This window comes from Pseudomonas sp. GL93 (assembly GCF_003408955.1).
GTDB classification, from domain to species: Bacteria; Pseudomonadota; Gammaproteobacteria; order Pseudomonadales; family Pseudomonadaceae; genus Aquipseudomonas; species Aquipseudomonas paracarnis.
This window is the reverse complement of record NZ_NKRF01000129.1, coordinates 199,807-218,122: the sequence shown is the minus strand read 5'-3', so window position 1 is coordinate 218,122 and position 18,316 is coordinate 199,807. Positions and strand designations below refer to the sequence as shown.

15 protein-coding genes are annotated in these 18,316 nt (G+C 60.8%); 6 read left to right on the top strand and 9 right to left on the bottom strand.

Features of this window, described 5'->3' with window-relative positions:
• Positions 1 to 158: 158 nt before the first annotated feature.
• From sutA to glnK, 4 genes are all read right to left on the bottom strand, one after another.
• Entirely contained in the window at positions 159 to 491 is a 333-nt protein-coding gene (gene sutA / locus CER19_RS26665; RefSeq protein WP_073526145.1) for a transcriptional regulator SutA, read from the bottom strand.
• 102 nt (positions 492 to 593) lie between these two features.
• Positions 594 to 1,019 (bottom strand): secondary thiamine-phosphate synthase enzyme YjbQ, encoded by a 426-nt coding sequence (locus tag CER19_RS26660; RefSeq protein WP_003195429.1) that lies wholly within the window; start codon positions 1,017 to 1,019, stop codon positions 594 to 596.
• A gap of 209 nt (positions 1,020 to 1,228) precedes the next feature.
• Positions 1,229 to 2,566, bottom strand: a complete 1,338-nt coding sequence (locus tag CER19_RS26655; protein WP_020302863.1) for an ammonium transporter — start codon at positions 2,564 to 2,566, stop codon at positions 1,229 to 1,231.
• Between the two features lie 34 nt (positions 2,567 to 2,600).
• On the bottom strand, positions 2,601 to 2,939 hold the full coding sequence (glnK, locus tag CER19_RS26650; protein ID WP_002555808.1) for a P-II family nitrogen regulator: 339 nt from the start codon (positions 2,937 to 2,939) through the stop codon (positions 2,601 to 2,603).
• Between the two features lie 423 nt (positions 2,940 to 3,362).
• Between glnK and CER19_RS26645 the strand changes: the two genes are divergently transcribed.
• Complete coding sequence (locus tag CER19_RS26645) at positions 3,363 to 3,626, top strand: accessory factor UbiK family protein (protein WP_116668561.1); 264 nt, start codon at positions 3,363 to 3,365, stop codon at positions 3,624 to 3,626.
• Between the two features lie 155 nt (positions 3,627 to 3,781).
• Positions 3,782 to 5,278: a YifB family Mg chelatase-like AAA ATPase gene (locus CER19_RS26640; protein ID WP_116668560.1), complete on the top strand. Its 1,497-nt coding sequence runs from the start codon at positions 3,782 to 3,784 to the stop codon at positions 5,276 to 5,278.
• A 6-nt stretch (positions 5,279 to 5,284) separates the two neighbouring features.
• Here CER19_RS26640 and CER19_RS26635 read toward each other — a convergent pair whose 3' ends face one another.
• The gene (locus CER19_RS26635) at positions 5,285 to 5,860 is read right to left on the bottom strand and encodes a TetR/AcrR family transcriptional regulator (RefSeq protein WP_116668559.1); all 576 of its coding nucleotides are present in this window, start codon (positions 5,858 to 5,860) and stop codon (positions 5,285 to 5,287) included.
• Positions 5,861 to 5,972: 112 nt separating this feature from the next.
• On the opposite strand from CER19_RS26635, the gene CER19_RS26630 reads away from it, so the two are divergent.
• Complete coding sequence (locus tag CER19_RS26630) at positions 5,973 to 6,887, top strand: ABC transporter six-transmembrane domain-containing protein (protein ID WP_178088137.1); 915 nt, start codon at positions 5,973 to 5,975, stop codon at positions 6,885 to 6,887.
• Between the two features lie 3 nt (positions 6,888 to 6,890).
• On the opposite strand, the gene CER19_RS26625 is transcribed toward CER19_RS26630, so the two are convergent.
• Positions 6,891 to 8,867 carry a methyl-accepting chemotaxis protein gene (locus tag CER19_RS26625; protein WP_116668558.1) on the bottom strand — a complete coding sequence of 659 codons (1,977 nt, stop codon included), beginning with the start codon at positions 8,865 to 8,867 and terminating at the stop codon, positions 6,891 to 6,893.
• Between the two features lie 176 nt (positions 8,868 to 9,043).
• Positions 9,044 to 9,964 (bottom strand): LysR substrate-binding domain-containing protein, encoded by a 921-nt coding sequence (locus CER19_RS26620; RefSeq protein ID WP_014720465.1) that lies wholly within the window; start codon positions 9,962 to 9,964, stop codon positions 9,044 to 9,046.
• Positions 9,965 to 10,116: 152 nt separating this feature from the next.
• Here CER19_RS26620 and CER19_RS26615 point away from each other — a divergent pair, with 152 nt between their 5' ends.
• Entirely contained in the window at positions 10,117 to 11,520 is a 1,404-nt protein-coding gene (locus CER19_RS26615; RefSeq protein ID WP_034134054.1) for a NorM family multidrug efflux MATE transporter, read from the top strand.
• 126 nt (positions 11,521 to 11,646) lie between these two features.
• Here the strand turns inward: CER19_RS26615 and CER19_RS26610 are convergent, their stop codons facing one another.
• Positions 11,647 to 13,311, bottom strand: a complete 1,665-nt coding sequence (locus CER19_RS26610) for a bifunctional diguanylate cyclase/phosphodiesterase (RefSeq protein ID WP_116668557.1) — start codon at positions 13,309 to 13,311, stop codon at positions 11,647 to 11,649.
• Positions 13,312 to 13,577: 266 nt separating this feature from the next.
• Here CER19_RS26610 and rep point away from each other — a divergent pair, with 266 nt between their 5' ends.
• Complete coding sequence (rep, locus tag CER19_RS26605) at positions 13,578 to 15,587, top strand: DNA helicase Rep (RefSeq protein WP_003195444.1); 2,010 nt, start codon at positions 13,578 to 13,580, stop codon at positions 15,585 to 15,587.
• Between the two features lie 58 nt (positions 15,588 to 15,645).
• Entirely contained in the window at positions 15,646 to 16,218 is a 573-nt protein-coding gene (locus tag CER19_RS26600) for a xanthine phosphoribosyltransferase (protein ID WP_003195447.1), read from the top strand.
• Between the two features lie 54 nt (positions 16,219 to 16,272).
• On the opposite strand, the gene CER19_RS26595 is transcribed toward CER19_RS26600, so the two are convergent.
• Entirely contained in the window at positions 16,273 to 18,195 is a 1,923-nt protein-coding gene (locus CER19_RS26595; protein WP_116668556.1) for an acetyl-CoA hydrolase/transferase C-terminal domain-containing protein, read from the bottom strand.
• Between the last annotated feature and the right edge of the window lie 121 nt (positions 18,196 to 18,316).

The following is an 18,316-nucleotide window of genomic DNA, read 5'->3' as shown; positions in this document are numbered from 1 at the left end:
AGGCTAGCGTGTAGTCACGCTGGCTCCGCCTTTTGCCTGAATCCATTGACTCCTCCTGAAGATAGGTCAGAAGGCGTAAACCTTATTCAGGACGGGACACCAGGCATGAAAAAGCCCGCAGCGACGGCGGGCTTTTTCTTACAAGCAGGAGGCAGACCTCAGATAGGTCGGCTGCCGTACTTGTTATCCGGCTTCTTCGGTGGATCAGCCACCACGTTGGCCTCGACTTCCTGCACTTTGCCGCCTTTAGCGAGGAACTCTTCCATCGCACGGGCCAGGGCATCGCGCTCTTTGTTCTTGGCTTCAACGCTCGGCAATTCGTCTACCGAAACAGCCGCCTTGGCTTTGCCTTTGGCTTTGGGAGCCGCGTCATCGCCCACACTGTCATCGGCGTCGTCAGCAACGTCTTCGGCCGCTACTTCAAGACCTTCTTCGGTGTCGTCTTCATCGCCTACTTCGAGGTCGTCTTGTTCCAGATCATCGTCGCTCATGTTCTACCTCATGACTTGCGAAAAGCAGATTAGTTATAGCCCAGCTTCACCCTCTGTCGAGGTCGCCGGAAAAAAATCAACATCCACCAGATAACCAGTGGCTTACGCCCCTTCACCGTGCAAGGTGGCGAGGACTTTACGAGCACCGCCATGATCACGGTGCTCGCCCAGATAAACACCTTGCCAGGTCCCTATCGCCAAGCGGCCGGCCTTGACCGGCAAACTCAACTGGCAGCCCAGCAGACTGGCCTTGAAGTGCGCCGGCAGATCATCCGGACCTTCGTCGTTATGTTCAAACCCTGCGCGACCCTGTGGCACCAGCAGGTTGAAAAAACGCTCGAAGTCACGGCGAACCGCCGGGTCGGCATTCTCGTTGACGGTCAACGAGGCCGAGGTGTGCTGCAGCCACAGATGCAACAGGCCCACACGGCACGCCTTCAACTCAGGCAAGCCGGCAAGCAACTCGTCCGTTACCAAGTGAAAGCCCCGGGGCTTGGCCCGCAGGGTAATCAGGGTCTGTTGCCACATACAGTTCTCCGCCCATCGGCGCGCATTCTAGCGCGCTCTGGGAAAAAACAAAGTGCCGAATACGCCTTCATGCCTGTAAGACATTTGCACTCTGAAAAGTGCCGTGTGGATCCCATCACAAAGTTGATAAAAAACCCATACACCTTTAGCCAAAGACAAACACCAGACAAAAAAATGCCCGGCAAGCCGGGCATGTTTTTTTCGCGTAGTTACAAGTTGTAGCCGCGCTCGTTGTGTTGCGCCAGGTCGAGGCCAACCGCCTCTTCTTCCTCGGTGACACGCAGGCCCATGACCATGTCGAGCACCTTGAGGATGACGTAGGTCACGATCGCCGTGTAGATCACGGTGAAGCCCACGCCTTTGCACTGGATCCAGACTTGGGCCGCGATGTCGGTCACGGTGCCGAAGCCGCCCAGCGCCGGGGCAGCGAACACACCGGTAAGGATCGCACCGACGATGCCGCCGATACCGTGCACGCCGAAAGCGTCCAGGGAGTCGTCATAACCCAGCTTGCGCTTGAGGCTGGTAGCACAGAAGAAGCACACCACACCGGCGACCAGGCCAATCACCAGGGCGCCCATCGGGCCCACGGTGCCCGCCGCTGGCGTCACGGCGACGAGGCCGGCGACCACGCCCGAGGCGATACCCAGTGCGCTGGGCTTGCCGTGGGTGATCCACTCGGCAAACATCCAGCCCAGGGCCGCAGCTGCGGTGGCGATCTGAGTCACCAGCATCGCCATGCCCGCGGTGCCGTTGGCCGCCGCGGCGGAACCGGCGTTGAAGCCAAACCAACCGATCCACAGCATAGCCGCGCCCACCAGGGTATAGCCCAGGTTATGCGGGGCCATCGGGGTGGTCGGAAAGCCTTTGCGCTTGCCGAGCACAATGCACGCCACCAGGCCAGCCACACCCGCGTTGATGTGCACAACGGTGCCGCCAGCGAAGTCCAGCACGCCCCAGTCCCACATCAGGCCGCCGTTGCCGCTCCAGACCATGTGCGCAATCGGCGCATAGACCAGGGTGAACCAGATAGCCATGAAGATCAGCATCGCGGAGAACTTCATACGCTCAGCAAAAGCACCAACAATCAGCGCCGGAGTAATGATGGCAAAGGTCATCTGGAAGGTGATGAACACGGCTTCCGGAAACAGCGCCGCCGGCCCGGTGATGCTGGCCGGGGTGACACCCGCCAGGAACGCCTTGCCCATGCCGCCGAAGAAGGAATTGAAGTTGACCACGCCTTGCTCCATACCGGTGGTATCGAACGCGATGCTGTAGCCGTAGACGACCCAGAGGATGCTGATCAGGCCAGTGATGGCGAAGCACTGCATCATCACCGACAGAATGTTCTTGGAGCGGACCATGCCGCCGTAGAACAGCGCCAGGCCAGGGATGGTCATGAACAGCACCAGCGCGGTGGCAGTGAGCATCCAGGCGGTGTCGCCCGAATTGAGGACTGGAGCAGCCACTTCATCTGCCGCCATGGCCAGGCTTGGCATTACGATGGACAGCAGGGCTCCGAGCCCTGCGAATTTACGCAGAGTCATATTGTTTTCTCCTGGGGCGTTGGGGTTTGGCGGCTTAGATTGCGTCGGTATCGGTTTCGCCGGTACGGATGCGAATAGCCTGTTCCAGATTGACCACGAAGATCTTGCCGTCACCGATCTTGCCGGTGTTGGCCGCCTTGGTTATCGCCTCGATAACCCGGTCAAGATCCTTGTCGTCAATGGCGACATCGATCTTCACCTTCGGCAGGAAATCGACCACGTATTCCGCGCCGCGATACAGCTCGGTATGACCCTTCTGCCGACCGAAGCCCTTGACCTCAGTAACGGTAATGCCCTGCACGCCGATCTCGGACAGTGACTCGCGAACATCGTCCAACTTGAACGGCTTGATGATGGCAGTGACTAGCTTCATGAAAACTCTCTCCCGAATTTGGTGGACTTGCCCCAGGAAAACAAACCCGTCTCAAGTCTAAGCGCAGTGCCTGGCTTTGTAACGCATCGTCGCCTCGGCATTTGCCGTCGCGACGCCAGCGAACCACTGGTGACGAGCCCTGTACCCCGGATCCGTCGGCGCACTGCATTCGTCACAGCGACTGCATCAGTGCATGGGTCATGATCGTCTAAGCAGAAACCTTGCCAGCTCCGTAAAAACCACTGAAATCAATCCATTGCCCGCTTGTGCCCACCTAGGGGGCGCCTGCGCGGCAGCATTGCGCATCAAAACAGTGCGCGGCCGCCCGCCCCAATGCGCGAAAACCGTGCGCAGCAGAGCGTGAAAATGACTATAGACGCTGCGTGATACACTGGCGCCCAACTGTTTTCCGGAATATGTCCAATGCTCGCGCCCAAAGACTTCCTCGACGCCCTGAGCGGCCACGCCTCTCGCCTGTTCAGCGGCGACACCCCGCTGCCCCGCAATGAAATCGAAAGCCAGTTCAAGGCTTTGCTACAGAGTGGTTTCAGCAAGCTCGACCTAGTCAGCCGGGAAGAGTTTGACAGCCAGATGGTGGTGCTGGCCCGCACACGTGCGCGGCTGGAGAGCCTGGAGGCGAAGGTGGCTGACCTTGAAGCACGGTTGGCGCCATCCTCTGCTGAATAAACACGGTTAGTGTGGGAGCTGGCTTGCCTGCTCCCACATTTGTTTTGCGTTGCCGCCCGGATACGTTCTGTAAAACCTCGCCCGTCCCGCTCCATCCAGCCTCGTCTACCCTTGAAAAAACCGCAGGAAGCGGCCCTCCCATTCAAGGAACGAGCATGTCCCTCGCCATCGTCCACAGCCGCGCCCAGGTCGGTGTAGAAGCCCCAGCCGTCACTGTCGAAGTGCATATGGCCAATGGCCTGCCGTCTCTCACGTTGGTGGGTTTGCCCGAAACCGCAGTGAAGGAAAGCAAGGACCGCGTGCGCAGTGCCATCCTCAACTCGGCGCTGCAATATCCGGCCCGGCGCATCACGCTCAATCTCGCGCCTGCCGACCTGCCCAAGGACGGCGGGCGTTTTGATCTGGCGATTGCCCTGGGCATCCTGGCGGCCAGTGTGCAGGTGCCGGCCTTGATGCTCGATGACGTGGAATGCCTTGGGGAATTGGCGTTGTCCGGCGAGGTACGCGCGGTGAAGGGGGTATTGCCGGCCGCGCTGGCGGCGCGCAAGGCCGGGCGCACCGTGATAGTGCCACGCGCCAACGCCGAGGAGGCGTGCCTGGCGTCGGGGCTGAAGGTGATTGCGGTGGACCACTTGCTGCAAGTAGTGGCGCACCTGAATGGGCACGTACCGATTGAGCCCTACAGGTCCGACGGCTTGCTGTACCTGAACAAGCCTTACCCGGACCTGAGTGAAGTACAGGGCCAACTCGCGGCCAAGCGAGCATTGCTGATCGCGGCGGCGGGCGCGCATAACCTGTTGTTCAGTGGGCCACCGGGCACCGGCAAGACGTTACTGGCCAGCCGGCTGCCGGGCTTGCTGCCGCCGTTGAGCGAGCAGGAAGCACTTGAAGTGGCCGCTATCCAATCCGTAGTCAGCCTGGCCCCTCTGAGTCATTGGCCTAACCGCCCGTTCCGTCAGCCACACCACTCGGCATCCGGGCCGGCGCTGGTGGGTGGCGGCTCGAAGCCACAACCGGGGGAAATCACCCTGGCCCATCACGGGGTGTTGTTCCTGGATGAACTGCCAGAGTTTGACCGCAAGGTACTGGAGGTGCTGCGCGAGCCATTGGAGTCGGGGCATATCGTGATCTCCCGCGCCCGAGACCGGGTGAGTTTCCCGGCGCGCTTTCAACTGGTCGCGGCGATGAACCCCTGCCCTTGCGGCTACATGGGCGAACCCAGTGGGCGTTGTCGGTGTACGCCGGAACAAATTCAACGCTATCGCAACAAGCTCTCCGGGCCGCTGCTGGACCGGATTGATTTGCACCTGACAGTCGCGCGGGAGGTCACTGCGTTGAGCCCCGCCCAACAAGTCGGTGACACCACCGCGCAAGCGTCCGCTCAGGTGGCGCAAGCCCGTGAACGCCAGCACCAGCGCCAGGGTTGTGCCAATGCGTTCCTCGATCTGCCACGGCTGCGCGAGCACTGCCAGTTGGCCAAAGCCGATGAAAGCTGGCTGGAAAACGCGTGTGAGCGGCTGACATTATCACTGCGCGCAGCCCATCGATTGCTCAAGGTGGCTCGCACCCTGGCGGACCTTGAGCAAGTGGAAGGCATCGCCCGCCATCATTTGGCGGAGGCCTTGCAGTACCGACCAGCCGCAAATGGCTAGCACTTGTCAGGCAAAATCCAGCAGCAGCCTCGCCACTTCCAACACTTCTTGCAGCACCGCTTCTGCGGACTCTGCGGAAGGCTTGAGCATCAGGTCATCGGCATAGCCCATCGCCAGGGCGAAGATCTGCCGTGCAACGCGTTGAGACGACTCGCAGCGAAAGACGCCATCGGCAACGCCCCGCTCGATCACCTCGGCAAGCATGCTTTGCCATTGGGCGTTGATCACCAGATAAGCCTGAGCCATTTGCGCGTCGTGCATGGCCTCGTCCCAGGCGTCAAGCCACAGCGCCCAGCCGGCATCAGCGGTGCTGGGCAGGCAGTCGCGCAAAAAACCCACGAGCGCCTCCAGCGGTGGCGCATCGGCCAACGGCTCGCGCACTTCATCCAGTTGCTCATTGGCAAAGCGTACGAAGGCTTCACGGCGCAGTTCATTCCAGTCGCTGAAGTAGTGATAGACATGACTGCGCGACAAGCCGGCATGTTCGGCGAGGTCACGGGTGGATACATCGGCGAAACCCTTGCTGCGAAACAGCTCCAGGGCGGCGGCGATGATCTGGTCTTTACGGTCGGTACGCGACATGGGCAATTCCTTCGAGCAAAAGCGGATAAGCGGCGCTTGCTTTTTGAGCGATCGCTCAAGGATACTTGAGCAGTCGCTCAATAATAGCGTCTATTACTCCTCTGGTGCACCCATGACATCCGTCACCCCACAAATTCTGATCGAAGAAAGCAAGAAAATCGGCCAGCAGTCTGCCAGCCAAACCCTCAAGGCTATTGCCAAAGCCTATCCCGGCAAGCTGTCTTGCACCTTGTCGCTGGTGGCGCTGGAGAACGCGCTGTTGTTGGCTTACCCACTGTTTGCCGGGTTCGCGGTGGACTCGATTATCCGCGGCGATGCCACCAGTGCGTTGTTCTATGCCGCCGTGGTCATGGCGTTCTGGGTGGTCGGGGCGGCACGGCGAGCGCTGGATACCCGCACGTTCACGCGCATTTACGCCGACCTTGCGGTGCCGGTCATCCTCAACCAGCGCCAACAGAACCACAGCACCTCGAAATCGGCGGCACGGGTGGTGCTGGCACGGGAATTTGTCGACTTCTTTGAAAAGCACGTGCCAATCATCGCCACTGCGTTGGTATCGATCGTGGGCGCTGCAGTAATGCTGATCGTGATTGAGCCGTGGGTAGGCATGGCCTGCCTGGCCGCGCTGCTGCTGTGCATCACCTTGTTGCCACGCTTTGCACAGCGCAATCAGGAACTACACGAGCGCCTGAATAACCGCCTGGAGAAAGAAATTGGTCTGGTCGAAAAAGTCGGCGCGCCGACCCTGCGACGTCACTACCAGGTGCTGTCACGCCTGCGCATCTGGCTTTCAGACCGCGAGGCTGCGGCGTACCTGTTTCTCGGTACGCTCGCAGCTTTGCTGTTTGTGGTCGCGATCAGCCAGTTGGCCTTGTCCCCAGCGGTCAAGGCTGGCCACATCTACGCGGTGATGACTTACCTGTGGACCTTTGTGACCAGCATGGATGAAGCGCCAGGTATGGTCGACCAACTGGCGCGGCTCAAGGACATTGGCAAGCGCGTAGACCCAGGGCTTGGGGAGCCCTGAGCCTCAACGAAACCGATCCACCTCATGGCGCAAGCCTGCCGCCAAGGTCTCCAGTTCCTTGGCGGTAACCGCCAGGTTGGACACCACTTCACGCTGCTCGCTGTTGGCCAGCGCAATGCTCTGTAGGTTGCTGCTGAGCAAGGTCGCGGTGCTGCTCTGCTCCTGGGTAGCGGTGGTGATCGCAGCGAATTGCTGGCCGGCCGAGCGGCTTTGCTCGTCGATACGCGCCAGGGCCGAGGCCACGTCGGCGTTGCGCGACAGGCCTTCCTGCATCAGCGCATTGCCGTGTTCCATGGTGCTGATGGCGTTGCCGGTTTCCTGCTGGATGCTCTGGATCATGCCGGAGATTTCATCGGTGGCCTGGCGGGTGCGCGAAGCCAGGTTGCGCACTTCGTCGGCGACCACGGCAAAACCACGGCCTTGCTCACCAGCGCGGGCGGCTTCGATGGCAGCGTTGAGCGCCAGCAGGTTGGTCTGTTCGGCGATGGCGGTAATCACACCGACGATCCCCCCGATTTCCTGGGAACGCTGGCCCAGGGTGTTGATCACTGCCGCGGTGCTGTTCAGCGCAGTGGCGATATGCTCCAGGGACGATGACGCTTCTTGCATCGAGGTGCGGCCGATACGGGTTTGTTGAGCATTCTCTTGAGCCAGGCGCTCGGTGTTGCCCATGTTGTCGGCAATATTCAGCGAGGTAGCACTGAACTCTTCCACCGCGCCGGCCATGCTGGTGATCTCGCCGGACTGCTGCTCCATGCCTTCATAGGCCCCACCGGACAAGCCCGACAGCGCCTGTGCGCGGCTGTTGACCTGTTCAGCGGCGGTACGGATATGCGATACCATGGTCGACAGCGCTTCACCCATCTGGTTGAAACTGCGCGCCAACTGGCCGATCTCATCATGGCTGGACACGTTGAGGCGCGCACTCAAATCGCCCGCGCCCAGGGCCTGGGCCTGGCGCACCAGTTCGCTCAATGGCGCCAGCTTGCTGCGCAACAGCCACACCGTGGCGCCCACTGCCAGCAACATCGCCAGCACGCTGCCGATCACCAGGCGGATGCCGACTTCCCAGGTCACTGCGCGAATCTCAGCCTTGGGCATGCTCGCTACCACCGCCCAAGGGCCGCCTTCGAACGGCACCGAGACGCTATAGAAATCTTCGTTCTTGTCGCTCCAGAAGCGGCCTGCACCCGGTTTTTTCGCCAGGTCGAGCATCACCGCAATCGCCTGATCCGGCGCTTGCACGCCAGCCGGCGGCACCAGCCAGTGCTTTTGCTCATCCAGCAGCGCGAGGGAGCCCGTCTGGCCGATGCGGAAGCGCTTGAGGTTTTCAAACTGGGCGTTCTGGGCATCGGTGTAATCGAAACCGATGAACAGCACGGCGATGACCTGCCCACTGCTGTCACGTACGGGGCTGTATTGGGTCATGTAGGAGCGGTCGAACAACACGGCACGGCCGATGTAGGTCTGGCCGCTCACAACGCGCTGGTAGGCCGCGCCCTGACGGTCGAGCACGGTGCCAATGGCGCGATTGCCATCCTGCTTGGTCAGGGAGGTGCTGACGCGGATAAAGTCGTCGCCGCTGCGCACGAATACCGTGGCCACGCCGCCGGACATCTGCTTGAACTCATCCACCTCTTCGAAGTTGTTGTTCAGCACCTCGTTGCCCAGGTAGAGGCTTGGCGTCTGCACGCCGGCCACGGCCACGGGCTGGTCCGTACGCACACTCAAGCCGGCGCCGAAGCGCTTTTCAAACAGCCCGCTCAAACGCTGGGTGCTTTCGCGCAACGTGCTGTGGAAGGTGTTGAGTTGGTCGGCGAGCAGACGCGCCTCGCTGGCCAGGTGTTCCTCGCGGGTGGCGAGGTTGGCGGAGTCGAGGGTACGCAGGGCAAAGACCGTACTGCCGCTGATCACGACAGCCAGAATCACGGCGAGTGCAAGGCCTAACTGGGAGGCAATCCGGGCACGGGGTTGAGACATGACAGCTCCTGGCCGAGGCCAGGATCATCCTGATCTCATAGCGCTGCTCGGCAAATTATCGAGTGGGAAACGGTAGTGCACGATGGTTCCAACACCTTTCTTCGGCGGCATTTGGCAATACTTGAGCGAAACACAGGGGTATCCCGCAAACGATTGCACCAACGGCCCGCCCCCCGTTAATCGAGGCGTTCGACTTGGGGCAATTCCATCGCCTTGACTTCACCCTGAAGAAATTCCGCCAGCCGTCGCAAACGTTCGCCACCCGGGCGGGTTTTCGGCCACACCAGGTAGTAGCTTTCCCCACTGGCGACCGCCGTAGGCCACGGCAGGCTCAAGCGTCCCTGTGCCACGTCTTCGGCCACCATCAACAAGTCACCCATGGAGACGCCATAGCCTCGGGCGGCGGCGATCATGCCCAGCTCGAGCGTGTCGAACACCTGCCCACCCTTGAGTGAAACGTGAGACGACAGCCCCATGCGCTGCAGCCAGTAACGCCAGTCGCGGCGGTCCGGGGTCGGGTGCAGCAGTTCGGCGGTTGCCAGCCGCGTCACGTCCCAGGGACCGTCGTCCAACAGATTGGGGGCTCCCACAGGGATCAGCATTTCCGCAAACAGATAACTGGCCTCCCAGTCCGCCGGAAAGTGCCCGTTGCTGAGCAAAACCGCACAGTCGAACGGTTCTTGATTGAAGTCCACTTCATCGATGCTCATCCACGCACTGGTGAGCTGCACCTCATTGCCCGGCTGCAAGGCCCGGAAGCGACTCAGCCTCGCCAGCAGCCAGCGCATGGTCAAGGTGGACGGCGCCTTCATACGCAGGATGTCATCTTCGGCATTCAAGGTATGGCAAGCACGCTCCAGGGCAGCGAAGCCTTCCCGTACGCCAGGCAGCAACAAACGCGCCGCTTCCGTGAGCTGCAACGTGCGACCGCTGCGCTGGAATAATCGGCAGGCGAAATAATCTTCGAGCGTACGGATATGCCGGCTGATCGCACTTTGGGTAATCGACAATTCCTCAGCCGCGCGGGTAAACGAGTGGTGGCGGGAGGCGGCTTCAAATGCCCGCAAGGCATAAAGAGGAGGAAGACGACGAGACATGCTGAAAGCTCCGACTGCGCAATCTGGAAACCCTACCAGAATCACTCATGCATGAGTTTTAATCATGCCAATGATCGCTTTTATCCTTTTGTGCAATGCGCTGAATGCGCCGAGAATCAACCCTTCCCCACCTTCCTGACCATTCGAGTGTGATGATCATGCAACATCCGGCACGTACCGAACTCTGGGCCATTCTGCGGCTATCGGGGCCGTTGATTGCCTCACAGTTGGCGCACATGCTGATGGTGCTGACCGACACCCTGATGATGGCGCGCCTGAGCCCCGAGGCCTTGGCGGGCGGCGGCCTGGGCGCGGCGAGCTATTCGTTCGTGGCGATTTTCTGCATCGGCGTGATCGCAGCCGTGGGCACCCTGGTCGCCATTCGCCATGGCGCGGGCGATATCGACGGCGCCACCCGCCTGACCCAGGCCGGGCTGTGGCTGGCGTGGTTGATGGCGCTGGCGGCGGCGTTGCTGTTATGGAACTTGAAGCCGGTACTGCTGATGTTCGGCCAGACCGAAACCAACGTGCAAGCAGCCGGGCAATTCCTGACGATCCTACCCTTTGCCCTGCCCGGCTACCTGAGCTTCATGGCCCTGCGCGGCTTTACCAGCGCCATCGGCAAGGCCACTCCGGTGATGGTGATCAGCCTGTGCGGTACCGTGGTCAACTACCTGCTCAACCATGCGTTGATCGAAGGCATGTTCGGCCTACCGAAACTGGGCCTGATGGGCATCGGCCTGGTGACCGCCATCGTCGCCAATGGCATGGCGTTGGCATTGATGTGGTACATCCGCAGCAACCGCGCCTACGCCGCCTACCCGCTGGGCACCGGCCTGCTGCGCCTGAATACCCACTACCTGCGCGAGCTGTGGCGCCTGGGCCTGCCGATTGGCGGCACCTATGCGGTAGAGGTCGGGCTGTTTGCCTTTGCGGCGTTGTGCATGGGCACCATGGGCAGCACGCAGTTGGCGGCGCACCAGATCGCCCTGCAGATTGTCTCGGTGGCCTTCATGGTGCCGGCGGGGATGTCCTACGCGGTGACCATGCGCATCGGCCAGCATTACGGCGCCGGGCAGTTGCTGCAGGCACGCTTGGCCGGACGAGTCGGCATAGGATTCGGGGCCATGGTGATGCTGGGGTTTGCGGCGGTACTGTGGCTGTTTTCCGACCCACTAATAGGATTGTTCCTAGACCATGACGACCCGGCGTTCCATGACGTCATCGTCCTGGCGGTGAGCCTGCTGGCCGTCGCCGCCTGGTTTGAATTGTTCGACGGTGTGCAGACCATCGCCATGGGGTGTATCCGTGGCTTGAAGGACGCCAAGACCACCTTCCTGGTGGGGCTGGGTTGCTATTGGCTGATTGGCGCACCGTCGGCCTGGTTGATGGCGTTCACCCTGGGCTGGGGGCCAACAGGCGTCTGGTGGGGACTGGCACTGGGCCTGGCGTGCGCGGCGGTGAGCCTGACCTGGGCATTTGAGGCGAAGATGAAGCGGATGATTCGGCAGGAGCCGGATGCTGATGTCGGACTCCGAGCGGCCCTGCCTGACTAGCGAGTGCACGCGGCCCATGTGGGAGCTGGCTTGCCTGCGATGACGGTCGCTCAGTTAAAAATTATTAGCCCGGCACACCGCTATCGCAGGCAAGCCAGCTCCCACACTTGACCGGGTTTACAAAGCTCAACCCAACAGCGCCTGCTGGCTTTGCCCAAACATCAGGTATTCCACCAACTCCGGCAACGGCAACGGCTTGCTGATCAGGTAACCCTGGACCTGGTCGCACCCAAACAAGCGCAAAAGCTCAAGCTGTTCAGGGGTTTCCACGCCTTCGGCGACCACTTCCAGGTTGAGGTTGTGGGCCAGGTTGATCATGGCGTGCACCAGCTTGCGGTTTTCTTCGCGCTCTTCCATGCCGCCGACAAAACTCTTGTCGATCTTCAACAAGGCAATCGGCAGGCTGTTGAGGTGCACAAACGACGAAAAACCGGTGCCAAAATCATCCAGGGAAAACCGCACACCCAGCCGGCCAAGGGCGTCCATGGTCTGCTTGACCAGGTCGCTGCGGCGCATCACGGCGGTTTCGGTCAATTCGAACTCCAGCCATTGCGCTTCCACGCCGCGCTCGGCAATCAGGCGGCTGAGGGTAGACAGCAACTGACTGTCCTGGAACTGGCGAAACGACAGGTTGACCGCCATGTGCAGTGGCGGCAGGCCGCGTTCGCGCAGGTCTTGCATGTCGCGCAGGGCTCGGGAGATCACCCAGTAACCCAATGGCACGATCAGGCCACTCTGTTCGGCCAGCGGCACGAATTCGCTGGGCGGCAACAAGCCGCGCTCACCGTGGCGCCAGCGCACCAGGGCTTCGAGGCCAACGATATGGCCGTCGTCCAGGTCCAGGCGCGGCTGGTAATGCAACTCCAACTCATCGCGGCGCAAGGCCCGGCGCAGTTCACTTTCCAGGTCGGCCAGGCTGCGGGCGTTGCGGTTGATGCGTTCATTGAAGATATGGAAGGTGCAACCCTGGGTACTTTTGGCCTGCTGCATGGCGATATGGGCGTGCCACATCAACGGGTCGGCACCGGCGCGGGCGCGTGCATGAGCCATGCCCAGGCTGCAACCGATCAACAGGCTTTCGCCATCCACCCAGTAGGGCTCGGCCATCACTTCGGTGATGCGCTCAGCCATCCACTCGGCGCGCTGGGGCGCCCGGCGGGTATCGATCAACAAGGCAAACTCATCGCTGCCCAGGCGCGCCAGTTGGTCCCCGGCTTCGAGCTGGCTCTTGAGCCGCGATACCACTTGCAGGATCAAACGGTCGCCCGCCTGATGGCCGAGGGCATCGTTGGCGTGACGAAAGTTGTCCAGGTCCAGGTGACCGAGGGCCAGGCCGCGGCCGTCGTTGTCCGCCAAGCGCGCGGCCAGCAAGGTCTGGAAGCCCTGACGGTTGGCAATACCGGTGAGCGGGTCCTGCTCGGCCAGGCGCTGCAAGGTATTCTCCAGCACGCCGCGCTCGCGCACATGGCGCAGGCAGCGGCGCAATGTGTCGGCGTCCAATGCCTCCAGCACCAACCAATCGCTGACACCCAGCGGCGACACCAGTGGCTCCTGCTCCAGCAGCAATACACACGGCAGGCTGCACCGGCCGGGGCCGGGCTGCAGGCTGGGCGTGGTCAATAACACAGCACCCTGGTCGTCATCGAACAGGCGGCTTACCGAGTCCCAGTTGGGCGCACTGATCAGCACAGCCCCTTCGCCCATCGGCGCCAGGCACTCGCGCAACAACGCTGCCCACTCGGGCTCATCGGCCAGCAGCAGCAAACGCAAGGGTTCGACAGGCGTAGACACGCTAACTCCCTAGACTCTGCAAAATTTCATTAGCGGTGCCATTATGACGTGCGGCCTGACAATGACAAAGGATGACAAATGATAGGTGTTATCAAATACGCAGACTGTAAATAATAGTCTCGGATATTCCTCCACATCCTGCGGCAAAGTAGCAAAACCGGCAAATTTAGATCGAGTGGTACGTCACACCGTCGTTCTATGGCAGCAGAATCTTTCCAGCCTGTTAAAATGCCCGCCCTTTTGAACAACGACCCCTAAAATTCCGTATGTCCCGACTCAATCCCCGGCAGCAAGAAGCCGTGAACTACGTCGGCGGCCCTCTATTGGTGCTCGCCGGTGCAGGCTCCGGCAAGACCAGCGTGATCACGCGCAAGATCGCGCACTTGATCCAGAACTGCGGCATCCGCGCCCAGTACATCGTCGCCATGACTTTCACCAACAAGGCGGCGCGGGAAATGAAAGAGCGGGTCGGCACCCTGCTCAAGGGTGGCGAAGGCCGTGGCCTTACCGTGTGTACTTTCCACAACCTGGGCCTGAACATCATCCGCAAGGAGCATGTGCGGCTGGGCTACAAGCCGGGCTTCTCGATCTTCGACGAGACCGACGTCAAAGCCCTGATGACCGACATCATGCAAAAGGAATACGCGGGCGACGACGGCGTCGACGAGATCAAGAACATGATCGGCGCCTGGAAAAACGACCTGATCCTGCCCGCCGAAGCCCTGGAAGCTGCCCGCAACCCCAAGGAGCAGACCGCCGCCATCGTCTACACCCACTACCAGCGCACGCTCAAGGCGTTCAACGCCGTGGACTTCGACGACCTGATCCTGCTGCCGGTCAAGCTGTTCCAGGAGCACAAGGACATCCTGGAGAAGTGGCAAAACAAGGTTCGCTACCTGCTGGTGGACGAATACCAGGACACCAACGCCAGCCAATACCTGCTGGTGAAGTTGCTGATCGGCACGCGCAACCAGTTCACCGTGGTGGGCGACGATGACCAGTCGATCTACGCCTGGCGCGGCGCCCGCCCGGAAAACCTGATGCTGCTCAAGGAAGACTACCCCTCCTTGAAAGTGGTGATGCTGGAGCAGAACTACCGCTCCACCAGCCGCATCCTGCGTTGCGCCAACGTGCTGATCTCCAACAACCCCCACGAGTTTGAAAAACAACTGTGGAGCGAGATGGGCCATGGCGACGAGATCCGTGTGATCCGCTGCCGCAACGAAGACGCCGAAGCCGAGCGCGTCGCCGTGGAAATCCTCAGCCTGCACTTGCGCACCGACCGGCCCTACAGCGACTTTGCGATCCTGTATCGCGGCAACTACCAGGCCAAGCTGATCGAGCTGAAATTGCAGCATCACCAAGTGCCGTATCGCCTGTCGGGCGGCAACAGCTTTTTCGGACGCCAGGAAGTCAAAGACCTGATGGCCTACTTCCGACTGATCGTGAACCCGGACGACGACAACGCCTTCCTGCGCGTTATCAACGTGCCACGCCGGGAAATCGGCTCCACCACCCTGGAAAAGCTCGGTAACTACGCCACCGAACGCAAGATCTCGATGTACGCTGCCACCGACGAAATCGGCCTGGGCGAACACCTGGACACGCGCTTCACCGATCGCCTGTCACGCTTCAAGCGCTTCATGGACAAGGTGCGCGAGCAGTGCGCCGGCGAAGACCCAATCAGCGCCTTGCGCAGCATGGTCATGGACATCGACTATGAAAACTGGCTGCGCACCAACAGTTCCAGCGACAAGGCCGCGGATTACCGCATGGGCAACGTCTGGTTCCTGATTGAAGCGCTGAAGAACACCCTGGAAAAAGACGAAGACGGCGAGATGACCGTCGAGGACGCCATCGGCAAGCTGGTGTTGCGCGACATGCTCGAGCGCCAGCAAGAAGAGGAAGACGGTGCCGAAGGCGTGCAGATGATGACCTTGCATGCGTCCAAGGGACTGGAATTTCCCTACGTGTTCATCATGGGCATGGAAGAGGAAATCCTCCCGCACCGCTCCAGCATCGAAGCCGACACCATCGAGGAAGAACGCCGCCTGGCCTACGTGGGCATTACCCGCGCACGTCAGACCCTGGCCTTCACCTTTGCCGCCAAGCGCAAGCAATACGGTGAAATCATCGATTGTGCCCCCAGCCGGTTCCTGGATGAACTGCCGCCAGATGACCTGGCCTGGGAAGGCAATGACGACACCCCCACCGAGGTGAAGGCCGTTCGCGGCAACACCGCCTTGGCGGATATACGCGCGATGTTAAAGCGCTAGAATCGACTACTTTTTAATCTACTTTCGGCGCACAACGCGCCATTAGAGGAAGCTTTCCGTGGAAGCACTGCACAAGAAAATTCGCGAAGAAGGCATCGTGCTTTCCGATCAGGTCCTCAAGGTTGACGCCTTTTTGAACCACCAGATCGACCCGGCACTGATGAAACTGATCGGCGACGAGTTCGCCGCACTGTTCAAAGATTCGGGCATCACCAAGATCGTCACCATCGAAGCTTCGGGCATTGCCCCGGCCATCATGACCGGGCTGAACCTGGGTGTGCCGGTGATCTTTGCGCGCAAGCAGCAGTCGTTGACCCTCACGGAAAACCTGTTGTCGGCCACGGTGTATTCCTTCACCAAGAAAACCGAAAGCACCGTGGCGATCTCCCCGCGCCACCTGACCAGCAGCGACCGCGTGCTGGTGATCGATGACTTTTTGGCCAACGGCAAGGCGTCCCAGGCGCTGATCTCGATCATCAAGCAGGCCGGCGCGACCGTAGCCGGCTTGGGCATTGTGATCGAGAAGTCGTTCCAGGGTGGGCGTGCAGAACTGGATGCGCAGGGTTATCGGGTTGAGTCGCTGGCGCGGGTGAAGTCGCTGGCCGGTGGTGTCGTGACCTTTATCGAGTAATTACTATGTGGGAGCTGGCTTGCCTGCTCCCACATGGGGTTTTGCGTTGGGCTGTCAGTGGGCAGTGGCCTGCAGGCCGGCCAGGAGCAAGCGTTGATACAAGTCTTCCTTGATGCCCTCCGGCTTATCCAAGCGCATGCGCTGCAAATGCTTGGCAAATGCCTCCGGCTCCGGCGCGTCGAGTGCCGCCTTGCCCAACTCCAGAATCTCCGTGAGCTTGAATTTGCTCTTGAGCCAGTTCAGCGCTCGTAGCAAATCCCGCTCTTCGTCCGTGAAGTCGCTGCCCAGGGGGTATTCCGGGAACAGGCGACCATGCCTGGCCTGAATCGCCTGAAGCCGCTCTGGCGTGTTGTCGGCGAAACGCGGATCCAGCTGAAAATCCTTGGGCAATTTGCCGGCCTTTTGCGCCTGCTCAATCAAGTCGTGCTGGAACCTTGAGTCAGTGATGTTCAGCAACGCCTCGATCACCTTGGCATCCGTTTGACCGCGCAAGTCGGCAATGCCGTATTCGGTAATGACGATATCGCGCAGGTGCCGGGGAATGGTGCAGTGGCCATACTCCCAGACGATATTGGAACTGACCTCCCCAGCCGACTCACGCCAGCTGCGCAAAATCAGGATTGAGCGTGCGCCTTCCAGTGCATGCCCCTGGGCTACGAAATTGTATTGCCCACCCACACCGCTGAGCACGCGACCGTCTTCCAACTGATCGGCCACGCCCGCGCCGAGCAAGGTGACCATGATGGCGCTGTTGATAAACCGCGCATCCAGGCGCTGCAAGCGCTTGAGTTCTTCCTGGCCGTACAGCTCGTTGATGTAGCTGATGCGGGTCATGTTGAATGCCTGGCGCTTGGCGTGGGTCATTTCCTGCAGGCGCTGGTAAAAACTGCGCGGCCCCAGGAAGAAACCGCCATGGATCGACACGCCATCGGGTTGCGCGGCGTCGTCCAGGGTGCCCGCGTTGGCCTGCGTCTGGGTCGCCACATCCGGATAGACCTTGCGCCGCACGATCCCGGCATCGGCCAGTACCAGCAGGCCGTTGACGAACATCTCGCTGCAACCATAAAGGCCACGGGCGAACGGCTCGACGCCGCCTTCGCGGCTGATCAACGGCGCCCACTGGTACACATCCAAGTCGGTGAGCAACAGGCGATAGGCTTCGTTGTCGGCCTGGCGCGCCAGCAAGGCAGCCGTCAGGGCATCGCCCATGGAGCCGATGCCGATCTGCAACGTACCGCCGTCACGCACCAGGGTGCTGGCATGCAGGCCGATAAAATGATCCTGAAAGCCCACCGGCATATTCGGGGTGGAGAACAACGTGGTGCTGTCTTTTTCATCCAGCAGGTAGTCGAACTCATCCATGCCCAACTCGGCATCGCCAGGCATGTAGGGCAAATCGCTATGGACCTGGCCGACGACCAGGATGGTCTCCCCGGCCGCGCGCCGCTTGGCGATCATGGGCAGCAGATCGAGGGTGATATCCGGGTTGCAGCTCAGGCTCAGGCGGTCGGGATGCTCGCTGCTACTGGCAACCAATTGCGCCACCAGGTTCAGGCCGGCGGCATTGATGTCGCGGGCCGCATGGCTGTAGTTGCTGCTGACGTAATCCTGCTGCGCCGCGGCGCTGTGGAGCAGGCTGCCCGGCTGCATGAAGAATTGCTGCACACGGATATTCTTCGGCAGGCTGCCCTTGTGCAGGTCCGCGAGGAAATCCAGCTCGGGGTAGTCGCCAAACACCCGTTCGATGAAAGGTTCGATAAAGCGCTTTTGAAGACCGTCACCCTGCGTAGGCCGGCCCAGGCTCAAGGCGGTATAGAGCGTCAGCGCCCGTTCGGGCAACTTTGCGATGCGCCGGTACAGCGCGTTGACGAACAGGTTGGGCTTGCCCAGCCCCAGCGGCATGCCCATGTGGATATGCGCCGGCAGGCGCTCCAGTACGTCGTCAACTGCTTGCTCGATTGAACACAACTGCACCATCCGACTGCTCCCGAACATTCCATGAATTAGGGGTTGGACCGAGCTTGCCGGGTCTTTGCTGCAATGAACAGCCTGAATACTGAATCTCGGGCACAAAAAAGCCGCTCGTAAGCGGCATTTT